Raw genomic sequence first — 22665 nt, forward strand, 5'->3', positions numbered from 1 at the left:
GGGCGAGAACACCTCACCTTCGGCGGCGCACCTCGCATCTGCCCCGGCAGGGAGCATGCGCTGGCGCTCGCGGCCGGCATCCTCGAACGCAGGCCGCCCGGAAGGGAGTTGGCCGACGGGATCACGGCCATGGTCGCTCACGTACTCGAACTCGCGGCGACCTGGACGCACTGGGACGGCCGTCCCCGCCCTGTCGACGACCGGGTCTACACCCCGCACAAGGCGATCCGCAGAGTCGCGGACCACCTGGTCGACCACCTCGCGGAGGTGGAGGCGCGCCTGGCGGGCGAGGAGACGCAGCCCGACCACTGGCACGCGTCGGCGACCACGACGCCGGCCGACCTGGCGGCCTTCACCCAGGACGACCTCGACGAGGCGCGCAGCAGGCTGAACCGGCTGGCGAGGATCTGGACGAACCGCCTCGACGCACTCACCGCCGAACAGCTCGACCATTCACCGGGGACGGGCTGGACGTTCCGCGAGATCGCCACGCATCTGCCAGGTTCGACGTACTACGCCGACGCCGTCGGAGACCTCACGCCCACCGAGCCGCCCACCGAGGAGCAGCCCGCATGACCGACTTCACCGCCTTCACCGCACTCCACCACCGCCCCGGCACCCCGCTCCTGCTCCCCAACGCCTGGGACCACGCCTCCGCGACGGCGCTCGCCGCCGAGGGCTTCGATGCGATCGGCACGACCAGCCTGGGCGTGGCCGCGGCTGCCGGACTGCCCGACGGCACGGGCGCGACCCGCGACGAGACCCTGCTGCTGGCCCGCCGGCTGGGCAGGAGCGGCTTCCTGCTGAGCGTCGACGCCGAGGGCGGCTTCAGCGACGATCCGACCGAAGTCGCGGCATTCGTACGGGAATTGGCCGAGGCGGGAGTGGTCGGCATCAACCTGGAGGACGGCCGGGGCGACGGCACCCTCACCCCGGTGGAGCTGCACTCGGCGAAGATCGCGGCGGTGAAGGCGGCCGTGCCGGAGATGTTCGTCAACGCTCGTACGGACACCCACTGGCTCGGCGGCGGCAGAGAGGCGGAGACCACGGACCGGGTCATGGCCTACCAACGGGCAGGCGCCGACGGCGTGTTCGTACCCGCGCTGAGCGACCCGTCGGCGATCACCGCCCTGCTGAAGCACGCCGACGTACCGCTGAACATCCTCTACGCGCCCTCGGGCCCCACGGTGGCCGAGCTCGGCGCCCTGGGCGTGAGCCGGGTGAGCCTTGGCTCGCTGCTCTTCCGGACGGCGCTCGGCGCGGCGGTGGAAGTGGCCCGGGACGTGCGGGCGGGGAAGGAGACGGGGGTGGGCGCGGTGACGTATGGGCGCGTGCAGCAGCTCACCTCCCGTACGACGCGATGAGCAGTGAACCGGTGGCCGCCCGGGTGTAGACGGAGGCGGCGAGCCACGCCTCGGCGAAGGCGTCCGGGTCGGCGGGGAGCAGTCGGCCCAGCGCGTCGTGCCGGCGGGCTGCCGCGGCATCGGTCAGGGACCGGGCGCAGTCGGCGCCCGTGGTGAGGCCTGCCGCGCGCAGGCGGCGTGGGAGGTCGCCGTCGGTGGCGAGAGCGGCCACCGGGCGGCCGCCGGCGACCGTGCGCTCGACGGCCCGGCGGAGCAGGTCGAGTACGACAGGGAGGGCGGCCGGGGCCGCAAGCGGAACGGGTGAGGCGGGAGGGGAGGGATCGGCGGGTGGCAGGTGGGTCCGGTTCAGGCGGCGCAGGCCGAGGTCGGCGTGGACGGTGGTGCCTTCGGAATCCGCCCATTGGGCGGCCAGAGCGGTGACCGTCCCCGGCTGCTCGCGCCGGGCCCGGCCGATGAGGCGGAGGGCGAGGCCGGGACGGGTGGCGAGGAGCCGCAGATTCTCCGTGTACGGGAGTGCGGTGCGCTCGTCCGGTGCTGTCAGCCGCAGGACAGGGCCGTCGTCGACGGCGAAGGTGCCGTCGGCGGTGAGGGTGCCGGAGAGAAACAGCAGTCCTGTCTCCTCGTTGGCACCGAGCTGTGCTGCCGGGGGCTGCTGCCAGAGTGCGTCGAGCGGCGGCTCGTGCCATCGAACGCCCGGAGTCCGTACGCTGCGCAGCCGGCTTCCGCCGCCGATCCGACCGTCCGGGGCGACCGTGGGTGAGGTGAGGATCAGCCCGCCGCCGTCACCCAGCTCGCGGAAAGTGAGCGTGCAGCCGCCGGGGACCGGGGAGTTGGCCGCCTGGGCGGCGCGCTCCGGAGGGCCCGGTGCGATGTCGGAGAGCGTGCGGAGGGTGCCGTCCGGGGCGAGCGCGTACGTGGTGGCTCCCGCGTAACCGGAGGCGGTGACCACGGGCTCGGTGAACAGGCCGTGGAGGCGCAGGGGAGCGGTCGGAGTGAAGCTGCGCCGGGCGGGCGTGAGCGCGGCGCGATTCGGGAGACGTACCGAATGGAGCAACTCGGCCAGTTCCAGAGCAAGTTCGGACAGGCGGAATGCGGGGTCGTCGCCGCGCGCCTCGTCGAGGCGGCGTGCGATGCGTACCGCCGTGGCCGCCGGCTGATGGAGTCCGGCGAGGCGCGCGGAGTGGGCGGCATGCAGGAGGTGGGCACGGTGGATCGCGCCGGTGCCGGCAACTCCCGCTGCCAGTACGGCAGCTCCGGAATCCCAGAGCGCCCGCGCCGCGGCTTCGGGCCAGTCGACGGCGGGCTCCTGCCCCGGTTCTTCCAGCTCTACGGCCGGGGATGGTTCCGGGGACGTCTCCAGGGCCGCCTCGGCCAGCGGCGCCCTCGACAACACCGCGGCGCGGTGCAGGCAGGACGGAGCCAGCAGACAGGTGCACACCGCACCGCCGGCATCCGTCACGATCCCGGCCGCCGTCACCGTCAGGGTCACCACCGCGTCCTCAGAAGCCCGGACCACCACCCCGTCGCGCGTGCCCTCCACCGGCCAGGCGGCAGCCTTCGTCACCGCCGAGTCCACCCGCTTGCGCAGCCGGGCGGGGAGCAGATCGAGCGCGGCCGCCGCGAGTTCGGCGGTCACGGGCGGGAGTGCGGTCATCGGTGCGTACCTCCTACGCGCTCGCCGACCCAGCGGGCCAGCTCCAAAGGGCTGAGTGCCGCGACGGGCATCCCTGCCGCCACCAACTGGCCCGCCACACCGGCCGCATAGCGGGGCCGGCCCGCGTCGTCGAGCGAGGCGCACCCCAGGACGTGGCATCCGGCGTCCACCAGGGCCCGCACCTCACCGAGCAGTGGCCCGACGGGGCCGCCCTCCTCGAAGTCGCTGACCAGCACCACCAGCGTGCGCGAGGGCACGGTCACCAGCTTGCGGGCGTGACGCAGGCCGCGCGCGATGTTCGTTCCGCCTCCGACGCGGACTTCGAGCAGCAGACTCAGCGGGTCGTCGACATGATCGGTGAGGTCGAGGACTTCAGTGGAGAAGGCGATGAAGTGGGTGCTGATGGCCGGGACCCCGGCGAGCACCGAGGCGGTGAGCGCCGCCCAGATCGTCGAAGCCTCCATCGACCCGGACACGTCGACCACCAGCACGAGTCGCCAGTCGGCGGTCCTGCGGGCCTTGGTGCGGAACACGGGGCGCTCGGGGAGCACCCGCACCGTCCCGGACTCGGCATCGCGTCGCGCGGTGGCAAGATTGGCATTCAGCGTGCGTGCCAGATCCAGTGGCCCCCCGGGACGCCGGGTGGGGCGCGGGTGGGCGAGTCCGGTGAGGGCGGGCCGCAGCCGATTGGCCAGGGACTCGGTCAGCTCCCGTACGAGACGGAGCACCAGCGGTCGCAGCCGGGCGAGTTGCTGCTCGGGCATTCCGCCCGCGTACGACAGGACCGTCCGCAGCAGCTCCAAGGACGGGCGGCCGGAATCGGGGTCGAGCTCCAGCGCCGCGTCGAGCCGGCCCGCACCGGCAGCAGCGGCCAGCACCTCTTCCCGCACGCCCGGGCCGAACAGCGCCGCCAACTCGTGCGACCAGGAACGCACATCGGGGTACGGAGGTTCGCCACCGCCTCCCCCGCCCATCCCCACCCCGTCCTCTCCGCGGGATCCTTCGCCATGGCCGCTTCCGTACAACTCGTCGAGAGCCCCCGCGATCCGTCGCGCGGTCCCGGTCAGCTCACGCCCCCGGCCCAGCAACAGCCGCCACCGTTCGGCCGTGGTCAGGGCATGGCCGGAGCACGAGGCGCCTGCGGGCCCGACGGTGATGGATCGTTCCTGGGCTGAAGGGATAGCGACAGCCGCAGAAGGCCTCCCTGTCAATCCTCGCGCCGCCAGAGCATCGCGGCCTGCCAGATCCGCGCCGGCCAGCAGCGCGAGAGCCGCCGCGTCATCCACCTCCGACGGGAGCGACCCTGCCGCGATCCCCGTACGGTCCTCCACCGTCGCCAGCATCCGGGCACGGGCAGCCGGGGAGAGCGTTTCGAAGCCGGCGCGCAGTGCGGGCAACCGGTCGAGGAAGGGGCGGTCGGGCAGCCTTTCGACCCGTTCGACGAAGGGGTCGAGCGCGGCTCCCACCTCCAGCAGCGGGCCTGCGGCGAGCAGCGTTCCGCGCAGGTACGAAGCCAGGTCGGCGCGGAGCTCAGGAGTGGTCGCCGCGTCCGCGCGGGATGCCAGTTGTGCTCCGAACTCCGCGGCCCGGCGCTGTCCGAGGAGTACGCGTGACGCCCCCGCCGCGCCCCGGATCAAGGGGGTGGCCTCCGTGTCGAGCCGGGCCAGGGCGTCGCCGAGCCGCAAACCGCCGCCCGTGGTGGCGGCCTGCGCGGCGAGTGCGACGAGGGCGCGGGCGTCCGCCGGCTCCGTGGACCCCGACAGACCGTCCAGGGCACGGACCCCGGCGGCCGCCAACTCCTCGGACGCGGAGGCGACCGTCCCGGCCGACCAGCCCTCCGGCAACTCGGGAAGTCCTGGAACATGCCCTGCGGCGATGCGGTCCAACAGGACGATTCCGTCCAGAAGTTCCGTAAGGGATCCGACGGCGGGCAGCAGCTCGACTGCTTCTGTCAGCCGTTCCCCGGCGAGCACGGACAGCCCGCAGCGCGCGGCCTCCTCGAGGCCGGTCAGCACCTCGGCGGCGGTCGGTCCCCCTGCGCTCTGCTCGGTCGCGCGCCGCTGCCGCAGCATTCCGGCAGCGGCCTGCTCCAGGGTCACCCCATGGACGCCCGCCACTTCGAGCATGGCGGCGGTGGCGGGAGACCAGGTGGCGGTCCACCGGGTGGTCAGCGCCGAGGCATCCCCCGCGCCGGTGACCGCGATCTCCTCTCCGTACGGCACCCGGCAGGCGGCGAGCCTGCGCAGAATAATCTCCCGGCGTCCGTCGAGAGCCGAACGGAGCACGTCCAGACGCAGTTGGCTCCGGCTGGGTGCGTCAGGGCCGGGCAGTGACAACTCGCCGGTCATCGCCTCCACGCGCGGCCCCAGACCGGAACGCGGTGTCCCCGCCGCAAGGCGGCCCTGCCGTCGGCCGACCAGCACCTCTTCCATGGCGGCGGCCACCACGCGCCCCCGTCCGAGCAACTGTCCCTGCGTGAGCACGGTCTGTACCGCTTCCACCAGTTCTCCGCGTCCGGCAGCCGGCAGCCCGCGCAGTGTGGCCAGATCCCGCGCCATCCGTACGACTTCGCGTGCCTCGGCGGGGCCGCTGGGATGTCCGGCCCTGCGCACGGCAGCGCAGATCCGCACGGCGCCGGCCGTCAGCAGCTCATCGAGCCGACCGGGATCGCCGCCGGCGGCGAACACCCCGTGCTGCCATTCGGGATCCCGGATCCCGGCGGGATATCCGGAGCGCTCGTCGAGCAATGGATAGGCGTACGGCACCAGCGAGACAACCGGGGCGTGAGCGGGCACGTCAGTGGTCTCGGCAGGGCCCGGGGCCGTGCGGTCGCCGGTCCACGCAGTGAGCAGAGCCGGTGCATGAAACGCCCCGATCACCGCTGCTGTTCGCAGCCCCGCATGCTCGGCAAGCCTGCGGCGCATGTTCTCCTCGCGCCGCAGATCGTACGGATCCACCCCGCCCGCATCTCCGCGCAGGGCCCACCCCACCAGCAGCGCCGCTCTGCGCAGCGACTCAGGTGTGGAGCCCGGGGCCGCGACTTCGACGAGCCGGTCCCACAGATCGTCCCCGGGCCGCCCACCCGCGCGCGCCTGCAGAGCCGCGGAGAGTGCGCCCCTCGCCTCGGGGCGACGCGGCTCACGGCGGTCCCCGGCACGAGGGGCCGTCCGCTCGGAAAGGGGCAGATCGCACGCCACCACAGGGACGCCCGCACCACGCGCCCAGCGGATCGCCGCCAACTCCGGGGAGAATTCGGCAAACGGCAGGAAAACGAGCCCCTCGTCGCCCTCACCCCCTCGGCTGCCTGCCAGCGCCACAGGAGGAACCGTTCCCGGATTCGCCAGATGTCCCAGCCAGGGCGTGAACTCCTCGGGCAGCTCCACCAGGAGCACCTCGGGCGCGGCCAGGTCGAGCATCTGCGGCACCGCGGCGGCGAGCGCGGGGGAGTGGTGCCGAATCCCGATCAGGAACGGATTCCGGCACCCCGCCAACGACTCCAGGGCCTCCTCAGGTGAGCTCATCGCGCAGCTCCCACAGCGTGCGCCAGAGCGGCGACCCACTCTCCGCACGCCGCCGGACCGGACCGTCCCAGTACCCCAACAGCCGTGCGTGGTCGGTCGGATCGTCCTTGCGTACGGTCCCGAGCAGATGGCCCGGCAGAGTCCGCACGACATCCAGCCCGGTCCCCAGGTAGGCCGCGCCGATCCCCATGGCGGACGCGACCTGGACCGCCTCGGCGGTCGACATCACCGTCGAGGGCCGCTCGATCTCCCAGCCCTCCGCGCTGCGGCCCGTCCGCAGATCACGGAAGGCGGTGACCAGCGCCTGCAGCACCGTGTCGTCCACGGCGAACTCCGCCCCGGAACGCTCCAGGGCGGACGTTGCCTGGCTGCGCACCAGTGCTGTCTCCGCGTCGAGATCCGCGATCGGGCCGACGGTCTCGAAGTTGAAGCGCCGCTTGAGCGCGGCGGACATCTCGGAGACCCCCTTGTCGCGGAGGTTCGCCGTGGCGATCAGGGTGAAGCCGGGAACGGCATGAACCGTCCCGTCCCCGCTCTCCCCGCCCGCGAGTTCGGGCACGGACATCCGCCGCTCGGACAAAAGCGACACCAGCGCATCCTGCACCTCGGGCAGGCACCGGGTGACCTCCTCGATACGGGCCACGGCGCCTCGTGTCATCGCCGTCAGCACAGGAGAGGGGACCATCGCCTGACGGCTCGGCCCCTGGGCGAGCAGCATCGCGTAGTTCCAGCCGTACCTGAGCTGGTCCTCGGTGGTGCCCGCGGTGCCCTGCACGGTGAGCGTGCTGGTCCCGCACACGGCGGCGGACAGCAGCTCGGAGAGCATCGACTTGGCGGTGCCCGGTTCTCCGACGAGCAGAAGCCCTCGTTCACCCGCCAGCGTCACCACACACCGCTCCACCAGGGACCGTTCGCCTACGAACTTCCCTGAGATCGTGGATTTCCGGCCGTCGGACGCGCTCAGCACCTCACCGGCCGAACCACAGACGAAGGTGACCACCGCACGGGGCGTGAGCAGCCAGCCCGGAGGGCGCGGCCCTTCGTCGTAGGCGGCGAGAAACGCGAGCTCCTGCGCGAACCGGTCCTCGGGCAGTGCGATCTGCCGGTCCTGGGTCGCCTGTACGGACACGGTCATCGCTTGACTCCCTTGCGGTGCGCACGAGCGGTGAACTCCTCGAACCCGGGCACATCGCCCTCCACCACCCGCTGCCAAGCGCGTGCGTACAACTCCTCGACAGGACAGTCCGGGAGTACGACATCGTCATGCTCACCCTGCGGCGGGAACAGCGCCGACTTCCAGGACTCCCACGGCAATCGGGGCGTCTTGGCCTCGATCCAGCCACCGGGCAGGAAGAGCGCACGCCCCGCCCGTGCCCGTTTGGCCTCCACCACCAGGTCGGTGGCGGCAAGTTCGGCTCGTGCCTTCTTCAGGCGGGTCGGCTTCCAGCCCGTCCATGTCGCTTGGTTGCGGTCCGTCGGGTCGGGCAGCGCGAGCAGCATCAGATAGAGCGAGGCCGCATCGCCGGAGAGCCCGAACCGTGCCGCCGCAGCGTCCACCTGGGCCGGCGCGGACACCGCCGGATCCTGCGGGGCACCGGCGGCACCGCCTTCCGTACCGCCCGCCCCGATCAGTGTCGCGAACTCCTCGCTCAGCAGCGCCCGCAGCTCGCCCAGCGCTTCCGACTCCGTGCTCGTTGCCGTCACCAGCTGCAGCGCAGGGTGTTCTGCGCCCCCGTCCTTCAGCAGTTCGGCGGGCCGAAGCCACACGGTTTCCCGCCCGTACTGCCCGCTGTACCGGGTGGGACCGAGCACCAGCGCGGGACCGGCGTCCACCAGCCCCTCGGCGTTCTCCCCGCCCGTCCTCTGCATGGCGTACGCCTCCCGGACCCGCTCCGAGAGGGACAGCGTGCCCGGCTGAGTCCAGCCGTGGTCGATCTGGAACAGCAGCCCCGGATCGGCCAGCCGCTCGCGCACCATGCGCAGCGTCACGGGAAGCACTTCCCGCAAGGGATCTCCGTACGGAAGCCGGTATGCCAGCCACCGCAAGTGGAGTGCGATCCGCTGCACCCCGCGCAGGTCCAGAATCTTGGCCGGTTCCTCGGCCGTGATCGTGCCGTCCTTGAGGCGCTGCACCGTCCGCCCCCAGATCCGGGCGTCCAGCTGCGGATTGAGTGCCAGCTGCAGTTCCATGGCGCCGAGCCCCTCCCGAACGGCCCGGTCCAGCAACTCCTGCGGCACAGGGCGCTGTTTCCCGCGTACGTCGAGCCAGTGCCCGATCACCGGTGCGAGGTCGAAGCCCCGCTCCCAGAGGGCTTCGACCTGCTCGGGCGCCCCGGGGATCAGGAGCCCCAGGAGCCTGCATCGAAGGCCGACATCCAGAGTGCGCAGGACATCCCTGGCCGTATTGATCTGGGTCGCCTTGAGCCCCAGAGGGGTCAGCCACTCGGTACCCGGCAGCCCTTCGCGTCCGGAACCGTTGAGGCCGTGAAGACCCAGCAGGATCAGCAGCGCCGAAGCGGTGTCCACGCCCGTCTCCTCCGCGAACTCGGCCGCCTGCTCCGATCGGAACGGCGCCGGACCGCGCTCGGCAGCCACCGCGAGCAGCCGGCTGACGGTGGGCTCCCGAAGCGGATCCGCAGGTGTGCCGTGCACCCATGCCTCGTGGACCGCCCAGTCTCCCCATGGCCCGAACTGCCCGGCCGGGTCGTACTCGATGGCCGACCAGCGCCGTCGACCACCGTGGTGCCAGTGGAATCCGGTGATCAGCACGAACCGTTCTCCGTCGCGGCGGACCGTGCCGATACCGGCGTCCGAGGGTTCCAACGCTGAGGACAGCGTCAGGGAGCGCAGGCGGCCCCGCGGGTCCATCAGCACCGCGCCCTCGTCACCGCCGACGCTGCGGGCGGTGGTGAGGAACGCGGCCAGAGCTGCCCGCTCGCCTTCTCCGGTGAAGGGATGCACGGAACGCAGTGCGGCCGCGGCCATCCCGTCCCCGATGAGCGATCGGAAATCGATACGCGCCGCGACGCAGGGCACCTGTGTGGTGCCGGACGAAGCCGGGGACTGGAACAGCCCCCGCAGGACGCGCAGTTGATCCCATGCCGTGGCGCCCCCGAAGTCGAGGTGCCCTGATGCGTAGTAGGACCTTGCGCTGTGCAGCAGTCCGTTCAGCGCCGCGTCGAGCTTTCCGTCCGATTCCGTGTGCACGTTCCGATCCTGAGCGGGCGCCTGCTGCTGTCCGTGGGCGGTCTTCAGCCCGCCGATCGCCTTGACGCATCGGGCAGCCTCGGCCACCACCCCTGCCACACCTGCGATCAGCCCTTCGTCGGTGATCGCAGGCAGCACCCGGGTCACGGCTTCCGCCGGCTTGAGTCCCTCGGCGACCGCGGCCAGCAGCGCCGTGGCGTCCGCGTCGGTTGCGGACCGCAGGGCGGCCGAGCCCCGTTCGTCACGCGGCCGGTGCGCATGCCAGTACCAGAGCGGCGGCACGAACCTGGAGCCTGCCGTGTAGGTGCTGCCCCGGTCGCCCTCCTCCAGGGTGGCCACGACTACACCGTCGGCGCTCCGCAGACTGATGTGGTCGCTCGACCAGTGGCCACGGACCGGATGCAGTACCGCCCCGCCGGGCAGGCGCAGCGGTGCCGACGGGATTCCGTCGGAGACAGCCGGACCGCGTGTCCCATCGACCGAACAGGCCGTGCGCGTACCGGCGTTCTCGTCGTACGTCACCCACCAGCCCAGCATTCCGTCCCGGGAGCCGAACGGAGATCCTTCGAGGCCGGGCTGCACCGGCAGCAGACGGCAGGCCGCCTCGGCCAGTTGCACCCCAGGTGCCGCGTTGGTGAGCGCCGACTCGAAGAAGGCAGGTACCGACGCCCGCCCGCGCCGGGCTGTAGCGGGGTCGTATTCGTACCAACCTGCTTCGTGCAGAACCCAGTAGGAGATGGAGTCGAAGGCGATCTCACGGTGCCGGTCCGGAAAGGACGTGTCCCCTGCGTGCACCGGTCGCCCGCCGTAACTGCGGCCACCGCCGGGCATGGCGAGGGAAACGGATCCGTGGCGGTGCAAGGCGTCGGACGCGGTGAAGACATCGGCCGGTCTGCCCGACCAGATGCCCTTCCACTCGTCGTTGATCCAGGTGAGGGTCAGCCACTGACCGTCCACGTACCGCACCGAAGGGTCGCGCTGTGCCGAGCCCTGGGGCGGCAGGGTCAGCGCACGGTGGTCGAGCAGCGCATCCGGTCCGGCCAGCGCCACTTGAAGACCCGCCCGTACGCCCAGGTCCGGCCAGGCGTCCACGGCGTGGAAGCTCTGCATCCCGCTTGCCGCACGCACCTGATCCAGTGCCTCTTCGAGTGCCGGCCAGCCCAACTCGTCGTACAGGCCTGCCCGCAGGGTCCGTCCGAGCACCCGAGCCGGGTCGAAGGCGCAGATGCGCGCCACCGCCTCGGGCGCCGTCGCCAGCACGGAAGGGGATGCGAACCCGCCCACATCGCGCAGCAGATTGCGCAGTCCGGGCAGCCCGATCGGGCGTGTCAGTTCATCGGCGCGGTCCTGGAGACATGCCGCGACGACCGTGTGCAGCGCTGGGTGTTCCACCGCGCGCTGGATTTGCAGTGAAGCTCCGGTCCATTGCCCGTACGACGACGCGAGGTGCTTCACCGATTCTTTGAGCGCCGTGGCGAAACGCCGGTCGGAGGTGAGCGCGATCAAATCCCGGCGACCGTCCCGATCGTCCTTGAGCCAGGCGTCGAGCGGCAGTTGTCTCCTCGTCGGTGAGGGATCGGCAACGGGAGCCCCCGAGGCCAGCAGTGCGTCCAGCAGATCCAGGTCGACATTGGAGCGCCCGCCGAGCTCGCCGAGCAGTTGTACGGGCGTTCCGTCCTCGATCAACCGCTTCGCCAGACGCTCCACCAAAGTCAGCTCTTCGGCCAACCGCTTCACCGACCGCCAACCGCGCTGCCGATGTGCCGCCCAGGACTCCAGCCACCCGGCCGCGGAGACCGTCCCGTCCTCGAGGAGGGCGATCGCTCCACAGGTCTCCAGCACATTCAGCCATGCCGCGTCGAACTCCTCCGGGCTGTCCCCGCCTGCAGCCGGGAACAAGGCCAACAGTCTTTCCCTCACCACCTGTTCGTCACGTGCGACGTCCGCCAGAGCGGGCAGCGCCGCCTTCCAGAAACCTGCCGCCGCCCGATTCAGCGCGCCCGAGTGGATGATTTCCGCGAGAAGTGCCCGCTCCTCGGCACGGGCATCGAGACCGGCCTTCCTGGCGAGCCGCCGAAGGTCCTCCACCATGCCCGCATACGGAGCGAGTCCGGCCGCGCACCGTTCCATCGACAGCGCCCTGAACTGCTCGTACGCCTCCTGCGCCGACAATCGGTCCGCGAGCCCTTTCGCATGGTCGCGCAGAGCTTTCCCGCTCAGCGCTCCCGCCCCGGCGAACTCCAGGAACACCTCACGCAGTCGCTCCTCGTCGACCTTCAGCGCGTGCCGCTGCTCGGAGGCCCGTGCCTTGCCGAAGAACGCCGATGCCTGCTGCACTGCGTCGGCCGCCAGGAAGAGCCGTGCCACCTGCTCGTAGTACGTCGGGAGGAACTGCGGCACCGATCGGTCAAGCCGGCCGGCGATCTCGTCGAAACCGTCCTTGGCGTTGCCCGGTTTGCTCGCGACCATCCGGGTCAGCCGTTCCATCTCCTTGACCACGGCCAGCGCATGGTGCCCGTTCGCCTGGTCATGGACCAGCGCCCAGGCCGGGAAACCCAGCACCTGCCGGCGTACCCGCCCCACCTTCACCGGCGCGGCGGAAGCAGCCTCGAACCCGAGATACTCCAGCGCAAGATCCTCCGCAGGGCCCAGCGCCTCGGGCACCAGGCGCACCACCGTGCGCCCGTCCAGTACGGAATGCCCGTACACCCGTGCCGTCAGGACATCGCCCGCGTCCGTACCGTCCCCGAGCGGCAGCACCGCTCCGGACTCCAGCAGTCCACTCACAGCAGGTCCCCCTCGTCGTCCTTGACCACGCGCCCCGCGAACACCAGCGCGGCCATCCGCGCCCCCTCCGACCACGCGACCGGCCCCACGTCCCGCAAGGCCAGCCGCTTTCCGCCCCCGACCCGCCACTCGAGCGCGCCGGTGTACGCCTCGCCTTCCGGGTAGTCGTCGCCCACCCAGTACGCGGCCTCCACCGCCTGCCCGCCCTCGATCAACGGGCAGACGGCATAACCGCCGCGCACTCGGTACCCGGCAGCCACCGCCCGCCCCGTCGCGTGCCGCAGCTCCTCGAACTTCCCGTCCGCGTACGCCTTCCACTCCTGCGCCCCACCCGCGATGCCGTCCAGGCCCTCCGGCTTCGCCACCACCTCACGGAACAGTTGCTCCAGCCCCTGCTCGACGCGCAGTTCCGCCGCGAACTCCCGCAATTCCTCCAGCTCTTCGAGGAGAAGCACCGGATGGGGAATCAGCACGGACTCCTCGGTCAGCCGCACCGAATCCCCGTCGAGGTCCACCACGCCGAGCCCCCGGTCCGTATCCGGATCCGCATCCCGCAGGAATCCGGCGCGGGCGAAGTCCGCGTTGCCGTCCGCGCTCACCGGGACCACCACCAGATCCCGCAGTGCCCCCTGCCATGCGGCATCGGGCCAGACCCGCGCCAGGAGAGCGGCGGGCACGGGCAGTGACCGCACCAGCCAGGTGTCGACCTGGTCGCGGCACTCCCGCTCGTGCCGCTCCAGCCACTGCGCCAACTGCCGCAGTCTGACCACTTCGGCATCGTCGCGGAGTTTCGCGGGAACCTGCTTCAGTGCACGTCCCGCAGCATTCCTGCACAGCACTTTGGTGCCGTCCAGAGTGACCGCATATCCACCGGCCCCCGTCTCGATCCAGCTCATGACAGAGCTCCCTCCCCGATCCCGCCGACGTTCTCCCCGAACATCAACTTCAGATGCCGATCACCGTAAGTGATGGCACTGACAATCGGCCCCCGAGCGGTGTGAGGCCGATGAAAGGACTCGTCACCCCCGCGCAATCCCGGGGCAACCTCCGCCCGGCAGGATCGGTTCATGACGGAGCCCGAGCACCCTCGCGATGTACGGCCCGATAAACCGCCTCCCGCCTTGCTGCCCCTCGACACGACCTCGGGTCTGCTGACCCGTATCTCCGCGCAACTCGGAAACCAGCTCAGCCTTGTCTCCCTGAACGGAACCCGCAGGCCCGTGCACACCAACCGCACCCCGTCCCGCCTCGCCGCGCCCACCCTCGTCGCCGTGGCCCACGGCAGCCGCGATCCGCGTGCCCTGCGGACCGTGACGACGCTCCTGGAGCGGATCCGTGAGCTGCGCCCCGGGCTCTCCGTGCGCCTCGGTCACATCGAGCTGAACGAGCCGCTGCTCCCCGAGACCCTGGCCGAACTCGGCACCGGCAGGGCCGTCCTCGTGCCGCTCCTCCTCAGCCGCGGTTACCACGTCAAACAGGACATCCCCGAAGCCGCGGCCGGCGCGCCCCGCCTGCACACCCGCACCGCCGCACCGCTGGGCCCGCACCCGCTGCTGGTCGAGGCGCTGTACGCCCGGCTCGTCGAGGCCGGGTGGAACACCGCCGACTCCGCAGCCCGCTCCACCGGGGTCGTCCTCGCCGCCGCGGGGTCGCGCGACCCCGCATCGGCCGCCGACGTACGGCGTACGGCCGCGATGCTCAGCGAGCGCCTCGGCGGGGTCCCCGTCCTGCCCGGGTACGCGTCCGCCGCCTCGCCCACCGTTCCCGAAGCCGTGCGCGCGCTGGCCGCACGCGGACGCCACCGGGTCGCCGTCGCCTCGTACTTCACCGCGCCGGGACGTTTCGCCTCGCAGAGCGCGGCCGCCGCCCCCTGGATCGCCGCCGCCCCGCTCGGTGCGCATCCCGCCCTCGCCCGGCTCGTCCTGCGGCGTTACGACCGCGCCCTGGCCGGTGTGGCGGACACCGCCCCGCTCCACCTCGCGGCGACCGCCTGAGGCCTGCTGTCAGTCCCGCCACTTACTCTCGGAGCATGGAAGGCACTGCGTACACCCCGACCGACATCGACCGCTGGGACCCCGAGCCCGACAAGCGTCCTGGCCGCACCGCCTTCCAGCGCGACCGCGCCCGCGTCCTGCACTCCTCCGCACTGCGCCGTCTCGCGGGCAAGACCCAGGTGGTCACCCCCGGATCCAGGACCCAGATCTGGGACGCCAGCCCCCGCACCCGCCTGACCCACTCCCTGGAGTGCGCCCAGGTCGGCCGTGAGCTCGGCGCCGCTCTCGGCTGCGACCCCGACCTCGTCGAAGCGGCCTGCCTCTCGCACGACATGGGCCACCCGCCTTTCGGGCACAACGGCGAACAGGCACTGAACGACTTCGCGAAGGACTGCGGCGGCTTCGAGGGCAACGCCCAGTCGCTCCGCCTCCTCACCCGCATCGAGCCGAAGCGCTTCGTCCACTCCGAGCGCACCGGCGAGCTGGTCAGCGTCGGCCTGAATCTCACGCGCGCCGCCCTGGACGCCGCCACCAAGTACCCCTGGCCGCGCGGCGCCCATCCCACCGACCCGGACTCGCCCAAGTTCGGGGTGTACGAGGACGACCTGCCCGTCTTCGCCTGGGCCCGCGAGGGCGCCCCTGACGACCGCAAGTGCTTCGAGGCCCAGGTGATGGACTGGTCCGACGACGTCGCGTACTCCGTGCACGACGTCGAGGACGGCCTGCACGCGGGCCACATCGACCCCACCTGCCTCTACTCCGAGCAGGAGCGGGCCGGCATCTGGACCGCCGCGATCGGTCGTTACGTGGACGAGGACACCGACCCGCACGAGCTGGCCGAGGCCCTGGACCGCCTCCTCGACCAGGAGTGGTGGCCGCACGGCTACGACGGATCGGCCGTGGCCCAGGCCCGGTTGAAGGACGCCACCAGCCAGCTCATCGGCCGCTTCTGCCTCGCGGCGGAGGCCGCGACCCGTGCCTCGTACGGCACCGGCAGGCTCACCCGGTACGCGGCCGAGCTGGTCGTCCCGCGCGAGGCGCGCATGGAGTGCGCCGTCCTCAAGGCCGTCGCCGACCGCTATGTCATGCAGCGCGAGGAGCAGGAGCGGCTCCGCGCCGACCAGCGCATCGTGCTCGCCGAGCTCGCCGAAGCGCTCACCGCCCGCGCCCCCGAAGGCCTCGACCCGCAGTTCCGCGCGCTCTTCGACGCGGCCTGTGACGACAGGACCCGCAAGCGTGTGGTCGTCGACCAGATCGCCTCGCTCACCGACGCCTCCGCCCGCGCCCTGCACCGGCTGCTCACAGCCGCCCGTCCATGAGCGCATCGCCCAGCCGCGAGCGGGTGTGCACGACGGCCGAGCCGCGCCGCTCCGAGGTGATCAGCCCGGACTCCCGCAGCACCGTGGCGTGACGGCTCGCCGTGGAGAGGGTGAGGCGCAGAGCCGCACCCAGCTGCGTCGTCGTCAACGGACGTTCCAGGGCGTCCAGTACGGTCGCCCGCGTCGGGCCGATCAGCTGCGCCACCGGCAGCTCGGAGGGGTTCGTCGCCCGGGAGCGCGCCAGCCAGCCGGGCGCCGGCGTCAGCGGATGGACGAGCACGGGCGGCAGCTCCGGATCGGCCAGCGCCACGGGATTGCGTACGCAGAAGAAGGCCGGGATCAGTGTCAACGCCCGCCCGTCCAGGACCAGTTCGCTGTCCATCGGATAGGCGGCCTCCAAGTGGTCGCCGCGCCAGGTCAGTTCGGGCTCGTAGCTGGCGAGGAGGCCGCTCGGACCGGCGTCCAGCGCCGCCTCCGCGCGCACCGGCCGGTCCGCCGCGACCGCCGCCCTGATCTCTCCGGTGTACGGCTCGACCGCCACCGCGTGGAAGCGGCGCAGCGCCTCGCCGAGCCCCGCGAGGGCCTGCGGCTGCCCCGCGGCCAGACTCCGGGCCCCGGGCGGCAGCGGCCGCGTACCGGGATAGAGCAGCGAGATCTCCCGGCCCAGACGCCGGATGGGCGACGACAGAACCCGGTCGAGGCCGGTCTCCAGATCGTCGATGCCCTGCCCGGGCGTCAGAAAGTCCGGGAAATAGTCGGCCCACGGGCAGAGACGGTGCAGCGCCGCGACCGTCTCGGTGAGCCCGGCGCGCACGAGCCCGGCGCGCACCTCCCGACGCCAGGGGTCGAACACCAGCGCCGCCTGCCGGTTCTGCAGCAGATGCAGGCTGAGCACGATCTCCCACAGCGGATCGGGCCGGGCCGCCACCCGTAATCGGTTCAGGTCCTCGGTTCCGAAGTGGATACGTAACATGCGCCCCCCGCGCCCGAATCGGTCCCCGCTCCCCGGTCCTTGCTCCCCGCACGTGCACGAGCCTAGCCAAGAACACCGCTGAACTTTGAACTCCCTTTGCGTTGTGGACGAAACCTCCGTCAACCCACCGCCCCGCCCACACTCTTGGACGGCGGCGGCCGCGGCTGTCCCACGGGGGAGACGTCCGCGTGCCGCCGCACCGGGGGATGAAGTGTGGACGTACTCGATCTGGATCTGTGGGACATGTGCGGCCTGCTGGCGGTCGCACTCGCGGCGGGCTGGCTCGACGCGGTGGTCGGCGGCGGGGGACTGATCCAGATCCCGGCCCTGCTCTTCGCGCTGCCGGGCGTGCCGGTCGCGACCGTGCTCGGCACCAACAAACTGGTCGCGATCACCGACACGTCGTCGGCAGCCGTCGCCTACAGCCGCCAAGTGCCCGTCGACTGGCGCCCGGTGGCCGCAGCGGGGCTGATCGGCATCCCGGCCTCGGTGGCCGGCGCACTGACCGCCTCTCACCTTCCGCAGTCGCTCTTCAGGCCGGCCGTGATGGCGGTACTGGTCCTCGCGGCGGCCTGGGTCGCCTGCGCACCGGGAGCCCGGAGCACCGGAACCGCGCACACGCACCGTAGTTGTCTGCCGCTCAGCTGCCTGCTCGGCGCGGTGGTCGGCTTCTACAGCGGAGTGCTGGGCTCCGGCACCGATGTCCTGCTCGTGATGGCCTTCGTCTCGCTCCTCGGCAGCGACTTCCTGCGCGGCTCCGCCATGGCCAAGGTCGTCTCCGTCGGAACCGACCTCGGCGCACTGGCACTCTTCGCGGCCCTCGGCCACGTCCTGTGGGCCCTGGGCGCAGGAATGGCCGTCGCCAATGTCGCGGGCGGCACCCTCGGAGCCCGTACGGCACTGCGCCGCGGCTCCGCCTTCGTACGCGTCGCACTGCTCTGCGCGGTCCTCGCCCTGGTCGCCAAACTCGCCCACGACACCTGGGCGTAGCCCGTGGGCCGTAACCCCATCCGGTCACGCGGCCGGCAACGTAACCAGCCAAAAGACACGCCCGGGGAACCGCCCCCTCTTCCCCCATCACGCTCCGTGCGGGACGCTCGCAAGTGGCGCAGGCACATCGAGGAGGCATCAAGTGGTCGACGCACATCGCACGTTCGTCATCATCGGCGGGGGACTCGCGGGGGCAAAAGCCGCCGAGACACTCCGCAGCGAGGGTTTCACCGGCCGGGTGATCCTCATCGGGGACGAACGCGACCACCCCTATGAACGTCCGCCGCTCTCCAAGGGCTTCCTCAGCGGCAAGGAGGAGCGCGACAGCGTCTTCGTGCACGAACCGGCCTGGTACGCACAGGCCGAGGTCGAGCTGCACCTGGGCCAGACGGTGGTCGCGGTCGACCGGACGGCCAAGGCGGTACGACTCGGTGACGGCGCCCTCATCCACTACGACAAGCTCCTCCTCGCCACCGGCGCGGAACCCCGCCGCCTCGACATCCCCGGCACCCACCTGGCCGGCGTCCACCATCTGCGCCGCCTCGCCCACGCCGACCGGCTGCAGGGCGTCCTGGCCGCACTCGGCCGCGACAACGGCCACCTGGTCGTCGCCGGGGCGGGCTGGATCGGTCTGGAGGTGGCGGCGGCCGCACGCGGTTACGGCGCGGAGGTCACCGTGGTCGAACCGGAGGCCACCCCGCTCCACCAGGTGATCGGCCCGGAACTCGGCCAGATCTTCACCGACCTGCACACCGACCACGGAGTCCGCTTCCACTTCGGTGCGCGCCTGACCGAGATCACCGGCCACGACGGCATGGTCCTGGCGGCCCTGACCTCCGACGGCGAGGAGCACCCCGCCCACGACGTACTCGCCGCGATCGGGGCCGCTCCCCGTACCGGCCTGGCCGAAGCGGCGGGCCTGGACATCGCACCCAGGGAGCAGGGCGGCGGCATCGCGGTGAACGCGAGCCTGCAGACCTCCGACCCGGACATCTATGCGGCGGGCGACGTGGCCTCCGCCCACCACCCCTTCCTCGACGCCACGGTCCGCGTCGAGCACTGGGCGAACGCCCTGAACGGCGGCCCCGCGGCCGCCCGCGCGATGCTGGGCCAGGAGGTCAGCTACGACCGCATCCCGTACTTCTTCTCCGACCAGTACGACCTGGGCCTGGAGTACTCGGGCTGGGCGCCCCCCGGCTCCTACGACCAGGTCGTCATCCGCGGGGACGCGGGCAAGCGCGAGTTCATCGCCTTCTGGCTGAAGGACCGCAGGGTGCTGGCCGGGATGAACGTCAATGTGTGGGACGTCACAGACCCGATCCAGCAGCTGATCCGCTCGGGGACGCAGGTGAACCCCGAAGCGCTGGGGGACCCGTCCGTGCCCCTGGACTCCCTGGCCTCCTGAGCGCGCACACCTGTCAGTCCACCCCCGTAGACTTCACACGTGGCAGGCAGGATCAACGATGACGACGTGAAGGCGGTCCGGGACGCGGTCCCGATCGATGCCGTCGTGTCCGAGTACCTCCAGCTCCGGAACGCGGGCGGCGGCAACCTCAAGGGCCTCTGCCCCTTCCACGACGAAAAGTCCCCGTCCTTCCAGGTCAGTCCGAGCAAGGGTTTCTTCCACTGCTTCGGCTGCCAGGAAGGCGGTGACTCGATCACCTTCGTGCAGAAGATCGACCACCTCACCTTCTCCGAGGCGGTCGAGCGGCTCGCGGCGACCGCGGGCATCACCCTTCGGTACGAAGAGGGCGGCTACAACCCCTCCCACCAGCGCGGCGAGCGCATCCGTCTGGTCGAGGCGCACAAGGCGGCCGCCCAGTTCTACGTCGAGCAGCTGGACACCCCCGAGGCGGAGATCGGCCGCAAGTTCCTCGCCGAGCGCGGCTTCGACCAGGCGGCGGCCCAGCACTTCAGCGTCGGTTACAGCCCCGCCGGCTGGGACCACCTCACGCGCCACCTCCGCGGCAAGGGCTTCAGCGACAAGGAGCTGATCACCTCGGGTCTCTCCCAGGAGGCCCGCGGCGGCAAGCCCATCGACCGCTTCCGCGGCCGGCTCATGTGGCCGATCCGCGACATCAGCGGCGAGGTCGTCGGCTTCGGCGCCCGCAAGCTCCGCGACGACGACAACGGCCCCAAGTACCTCAACACCCCCGAGACGGCGATCTACAAGAAGTCCCAGGTGCTGTACGGCATCGACCTGGCCAAGAAGGACATCGCCAAGTCGTCCCGCGCCGTGGTCGTCGAGGGCTACACCGACGTCATGGCCTGCCACCTCGCGGGCGTCACCACCGCCGTCGCCACCTGTGGCACCGCTTTCGGCACCGACCACATCAAGATCCTCCGCCGCCTCCTGATGGACAACGGCAGCGCCCGCGTGATCTTCACCTTCGACGGCGACGCGGCAGGCCAGAAAGCCGCCCTCCGCGCCTTCGAGGACGACCAGAAGTTCGCCGCCGAGACGTACATCGCGATCGCCCCGGACGGCATGGACCCCTGCGATCTGCGCCTCGCCAAGGGCGACGAGACCGTACGGGACCTGGTCCAACCCCGCACCCCGCTCTTCGAGTTCGCGCTCCGCCAGATCGTCGCCCGCTACGACCTGGAGACCCCGGCAGGACGCGCCGCCGCCCTCGACGAGGCGGCCCCGGTCGTCGCCCGGATCAAGAACAGCGGCGCGCAGCACGAGGTCGCGGTGCAACTGGCCGGCATGCTCGGCATCCTGGACACCCAGTTCGTGGTCAAGCGCATCAGCCAGCTCGCCAACTGGGCCCGCAACAACCGGGGCAACGCCCCGGCCCGCACCCGCGGCGCCGCGGCAGCCCGCGCCGCCGAGGGAATGGAAAGGGGCCAGGCCCCTGCCGGCCTCTCCGGCGGCCCGGCACTCAACCTCCGCTCCCCGGCCCACCGCACCGAGCGCGAGCTGCTCAAACTGGCCCTGCAGCGCCCGGAGCTGGTCTCCCCGGCCTTCGACGCGTACGGCATCGACGAGTTCACCGCGCCCCCGTACGCAGCGGTCCGCCAGTGCATCGAAGAGGCGGGCGGCGCCCACCAGGCCACCCCCGACTACCTGGCCACGGTCCGCGACATCGCGCCCAACGACACGGTCCGCGCCCTGGTCACCGAGCTCGCGGTCGAGGCGATCCACGCGAAGAACGTCGACGAGGTGTACGGCGGCGACCAACTGGTCCACGTCCGCCTGCGCGCCGTCGACCGCCGCATCATCGAGGTCCAGGGCACCCTGACCCGCCTCGGCGGCCACGGCTCCCCGGAGCACCTGGCAGCCGTACAGAACGAACTCTGGGTGCTCCAGCAGTACGCCCAGTCGCTCCGCAACCGGGGCGCGGAAGCCCTCTAGCCGGTTCCCGCCGCCTCCGCCCCGGTAACCGACCGGTCACAGCGCGGACTCAGAAAGTCACCGCACGCCCCTCGTGGCAGCGATGTGTCGTACCCCACACTGGGTTGCGGTGCCTGAGTCCTCGGAGCGCGGCCGGCCCACTGACAGTGGGCATCTCACCCCCGCGGATCCGCTCATCGTGTACGGGACGGACGGCGGCTCGGCCGCCCATGTCCCGCTGCCGCACGCCCTCGATCCGGCAGCGAGAACCCTGGAGGTCGCACCCGTGCAGACCCAGACCCTGACCGACAGCGACGTGGTCACGGCAGTCCCCCCGCAGAGTCGGGCCGTGCATCACCCCGAAGCGCAGAGCGAGAACGCGCAGGACGCGCCCGCCGAGGCCGTCATGGAGGAGGAAGAGGTCCCCGAACCGCCCGAGCCGCCCCGCGGCCGTGCGGACACCGGAGGCCCTTCGTCCGATCTCTTCCGCCAGTACTTACGGGAGATCGGCCGCATCTCACTGCTCACGGCGGCCGAGGAGGTGGACCTCGCCCGTAAGGTCGAAGCGGGCCTCTTCGCCGAGGAGAAACTCGCGACGACCTGCGACGCCGACTCCCAACTTGCCGCGGACCTGGACAAGTTGGTGGTGATCGGCCGGATGGCCAAGCGCCGCCTCATCGAGGCGAACCTGCGCCTCGTCGTCTCCGTGGCCAAGCGCTACGTGGGCCGCGGCCTGACCATGCTCGACCTCGTCCAGGAGGGAAACCTGGGCCTGATCCGGGCGGTCGAGAAGTTCGACTACGCGCGCGGCTACAAATTCTCCACGTACGCGACCTGGTGGATCCGCCAGGCCATGTCCCGCGCACTCGCCGACCAGGCCCGCACGATACGAGTCCCGGTCCACGTGGTCGAGTTGATCAACCGGGTCGTCCGCGTCCAGCGCCGGATGCTCCAGGAACGGGGTTACGAACCGACCCCCGAGGAGGTCGCCGGCCAACTGGACCTCACCCCCGAGCGCGTCAGCGAAGTCCTGCGCCTGGCACAGGAACCGGTCTCGCTGCACGCCCCCGTGGGCGAGGAGGACGATGTCGCCCTCGGCGACCTCATCGAGGACGGCGACGCGGCGTCCCCGGTGGAGTCGGCAGCCTTCCTCCTCCTGCGCGAACACCTGGAGGCGGTCCTCTCCACGCTGGGCGAACGTGAACGCAAGGTGGTCCAGCTGCGCTACGGCCTGGCGGACGGACGCCCGCGCACGCTGGAGGAGATCGGGAGGATCTTCGGGGTCACCCGCGAACGCATCCGCCAGATCGAGTCGAAGACCCTGAACAAGCTCCGCGACCACGCGTTCGCGGACCAACTGCGGGGCTACTTGGACTGAGAGGCGCGGGAAGGGGCGGGGCGGGGGAGATGTGCCCGCCCCCCCCCCCCCCCCCGCCCCCCAAAACACCCCCCCCCCCCCCCCCGGGCGCGAGGGCCGGCGCACCCCCCCCCAAGCGCGCCGCGCCCGCCCACACGCCCG

Annotated in this window: 14 protein-coding genes; 8 read left to right on the top strand and 6 right to left on the bottom strand. The window is 71.7% G+C overall.

From position 1 onward, the window contains the following. Window positions 1–129 precede the first annotated feature (129 nt). The gene (locus AB0H78_RS34760; protein WP_363238805.1) at window positions 130–576 is read left to right on the top strand and encodes a hypothetical protein; all 447 of its coding nucleotides are present in this window, start codon (window positions 130–132) and stop codon (window positions 574–576) included. Continuing rightward, complete coding sequence (locus AB0H78_RS34765; RefSeq protein ID WP_363238785.1) at window positions 573–1364, top strand: isocitrate lyase/phosphoenolpyruvate mutase family protein; 792 nt, start codon at window positions 573–575, stop codon at window positions 1362–1364. The genes AB0H78_RS34760 and AB0H78_RS34765 overlap by 4 nt, the downstream gene beginning before the upstream one ends. On the opposite strand, the gene AB0H78_RS34770 is transcribed toward AB0H78_RS34765, so the two are convergent. From AB0H78_RS34770 to AB0H78_RS34790, 5 genes are read right to left on the bottom strand one after another with little or no spacing between them, the layout of a single operon-like run. Next, window positions 1342–3018: a hypothetical protein gene (locus AB0H78_RS34770; protein WP_363238786.1), complete on the bottom strand. Its 1677-nt coding sequence runs from the start codon at window positions 3016–3018 to the stop codon at window positions 1342–1344. The genes AB0H78_RS34765 and AB0H78_RS34770 overlap by 23 nt on opposite strands. Further along, window positions 3015–6539: a DUF5682 family protein gene (locus AB0H78_RS34775; protein WP_363238787.1), complete on the bottom strand. Its 3525-nt coding sequence runs from the start codon at window positions 6537–6539 to the stop codon at window positions 3015–3017. Before AB0H78_RS34775 ends, AB0H78_RS34770 begins: the two co-directional genes overlap by 4 nt. Next, window positions 6526–7674, bottom strand: coding sequence for an AAA family ATPase (locus tag AB0H78_RS34780; protein ID WP_363238788.1), 1149 nt, complete (start codon window positions 7672–7674; stop codon window positions 6526–6528). The genes AB0H78_RS34775 and AB0H78_RS34780 overlap by 14 nt, the downstream gene beginning before the upstream one ends. Further along, window positions 7671–12533, bottom strand: coding sequence for a hypothetical protein (locus AB0H78_RS34785; protein WP_363238789.1), 4863 nt, complete (start codon window positions 12531–12533; stop codon window positions 7671–7673). The genes AB0H78_RS34780 and AB0H78_RS34785 overlap by 4 nt, the downstream gene beginning before the upstream one ends. Next, a complete protein-coding gene (locus AB0H78_RS34790; protein WP_363238791.1) occupies window positions 12530–13429 on the bottom strand; it encodes a DUF4132 domain-containing protein in 900 nt (299 codons plus the stop codon). The genes AB0H78_RS34785 and AB0H78_RS34790 overlap by 4 nt, the downstream gene beginning before the upstream one ends. 171 nt (window positions 13430–13600) lie before the next feature. On the opposite strand from AB0H78_RS34790, the gene AB0H78_RS34795 reads away from it, so the two are divergent. Continuing rightward, window positions 13601–14527: a sirohydrochlorin chelatase gene (locus AB0H78_RS34795; protein ID WP_363238792.1), complete on the top strand. Its 927-nt coding sequence runs from the start codon at window positions 13601–13603 to the stop codon at window positions 14525–14527. Window positions 14528–14562: 35 nt separating this feature from the next. Further along, window positions 14563–15846 carry a deoxyguanosinetriphosphate triphosphohydrolase gene (locus AB0H78_RS34800; protein ID WP_363238793.1) on the top strand — a complete coding sequence of 428 codons (1284 nt, stop codon included), beginning with the start codon at window positions 14563–14565 and terminating at the stop codon, window positions 15844–15846. Here AB0H78_RS34800 and AB0H78_RS34805 read toward each other — a convergent pair. Beyond that, a complete protein-coding gene (locus AB0H78_RS34805) occupies window positions 15827–16819 on the bottom strand; it encodes a helix-turn-helix domain-containing protein (RefSeq protein ID WP_363238794.1) in 993 nt (330 codons plus the stop codon). The two genes, AB0H78_RS34800 and AB0H78_RS34805, sit on opposite strands and share 20 nt — an antisense overlap. 213 nt (window positions 16820–17032) lie before the next feature. Between AB0H78_RS34805 and AB0H78_RS34810 the strand changes: the two genes are divergently transcribed. From AB0H78_RS34810 to AB0H78_RS34825, 4 genes are all read left to right on the top strand, one after another. Further along, window positions 17033–17809, top strand: a complete 777-nt coding sequence (locus AB0H78_RS34810) for a TSUP family transporter (protein WP_363238795.1) — start codon at window positions 17033–17035, stop codon at window positions 17807–17809. Between the two features lie 142 nt (window positions 17810–17951). Further along, entirely contained in the window at window positions 17952–19214 is a 1263-nt protein-coding gene (locus AB0H78_RS34815) for an FAD/NAD(P)-binding oxidoreductase (protein ID WP_363238796.1), read from the top strand. Window positions 19215–19253: 39 nt separating this feature from the next. Further along, window positions 19254–21167 carry a DNA primase gene (dnaG, locus tag AB0H78_RS34820; RefSeq protein ID WP_363238797.1) on the top strand — a complete coding sequence of 638 codons (1914 nt, stop codon included), beginning with the start codon at window positions 19254–19256 and terminating at the stop codon, window positions 21165–21167. A 109-nt stretch (window positions 21168–21276) separates the two neighbouring features. Beyond that, window positions 21277–22524 carry an RNA polymerase sigma factor gene (locus AB0H78_RS34825; RefSeq protein ID WP_363238798.1) on the top strand — a complete coding sequence of 416 codons (1248 nt, stop codon included), beginning with the start codon at window positions 21277–21279 and terminating at the stop codon, window positions 22522–22524. Window positions 22525–22665 lie beyond the last annotated feature (141 nt).

Origin of the sequence: Streptomyces sp. NPDC050738, assembly GCF_040654175.1 — a bacterium.
GTDB lineage: Bacteria > Actinomycetota > Actinomycetes > Streptomycetales > Streptomycetaceae > Streptomyces.

What these genes read in the sequence shown, in the direction of transcription:
- AB0H78_RS34805 (WP_363238794.1), bottom strand. Translation starts at nt 16,819, where the DNA reads ATGTTACGTATCCACTTCGGAACCGAGGACCTGAACCGATTACGGGTG.
- AB0H78_RS34770 (WP_363238786.1), bottom strand. Translation starts at nt 3,018, where the DNA reads ATGACCGCACTCCCGCCCGTGACCGCCGAACTCGCGGCGGCCGCGCTC.
- AB0H78_RS34760 (WP_363238805.1), top strand. Translation starts at nt 130, where the DNA reads ATGGTCGCTCACGTACTCGAACTCGCGGCGACCTGGACGCACTGGGAC.
- AB0H78_RS34800 (WP_363238793.1), top strand. Translation starts at nt 14,563, where the DNA reads ATGGAAGGCACTGCGTACACCCCGACCGACATCGACCGCTGGGACCCC.
- AB0H78_RS34795 (WP_363238792.1), top strand. Translation starts at nt 13,601, where the DNA reads ATGACGGAGCCCGAGCACCCTCGCGATGTACGGCCCGATAAACCGCCT.
- AB0H78_RS34780 (WP_363238788.1), bottom strand. Translation starts at nt 7,674, where the DNA reads ATGACCGTGTCCGTACAGGCGACCCAGGACCGGCAGATCGCACTGCCC.
- AB0H78_RS34765 (WP_363238785.1), top strand. Translation starts at nt 573, where the DNA reads ATGACCGACTTCACCGCCTTCACCGCACTCCACCACCGCCCCGGCACC.
- AB0H78_RS34790 (WP_363238791.1), bottom strand. Translation starts at nt 13,429, where the DNA reads ATGAGCTGGATCGAGACGGGGGCCGGTGGATATGCGGTCACTCTGGAC.
- AB0H78_RS34775 (WP_363238787.1), bottom strand. Translation starts at nt 6,539, where the DNA reads ATGAGCTCACCTGAGGAGGCCCTGGAGTCGTTGGCGGGGTGCCGGAAT.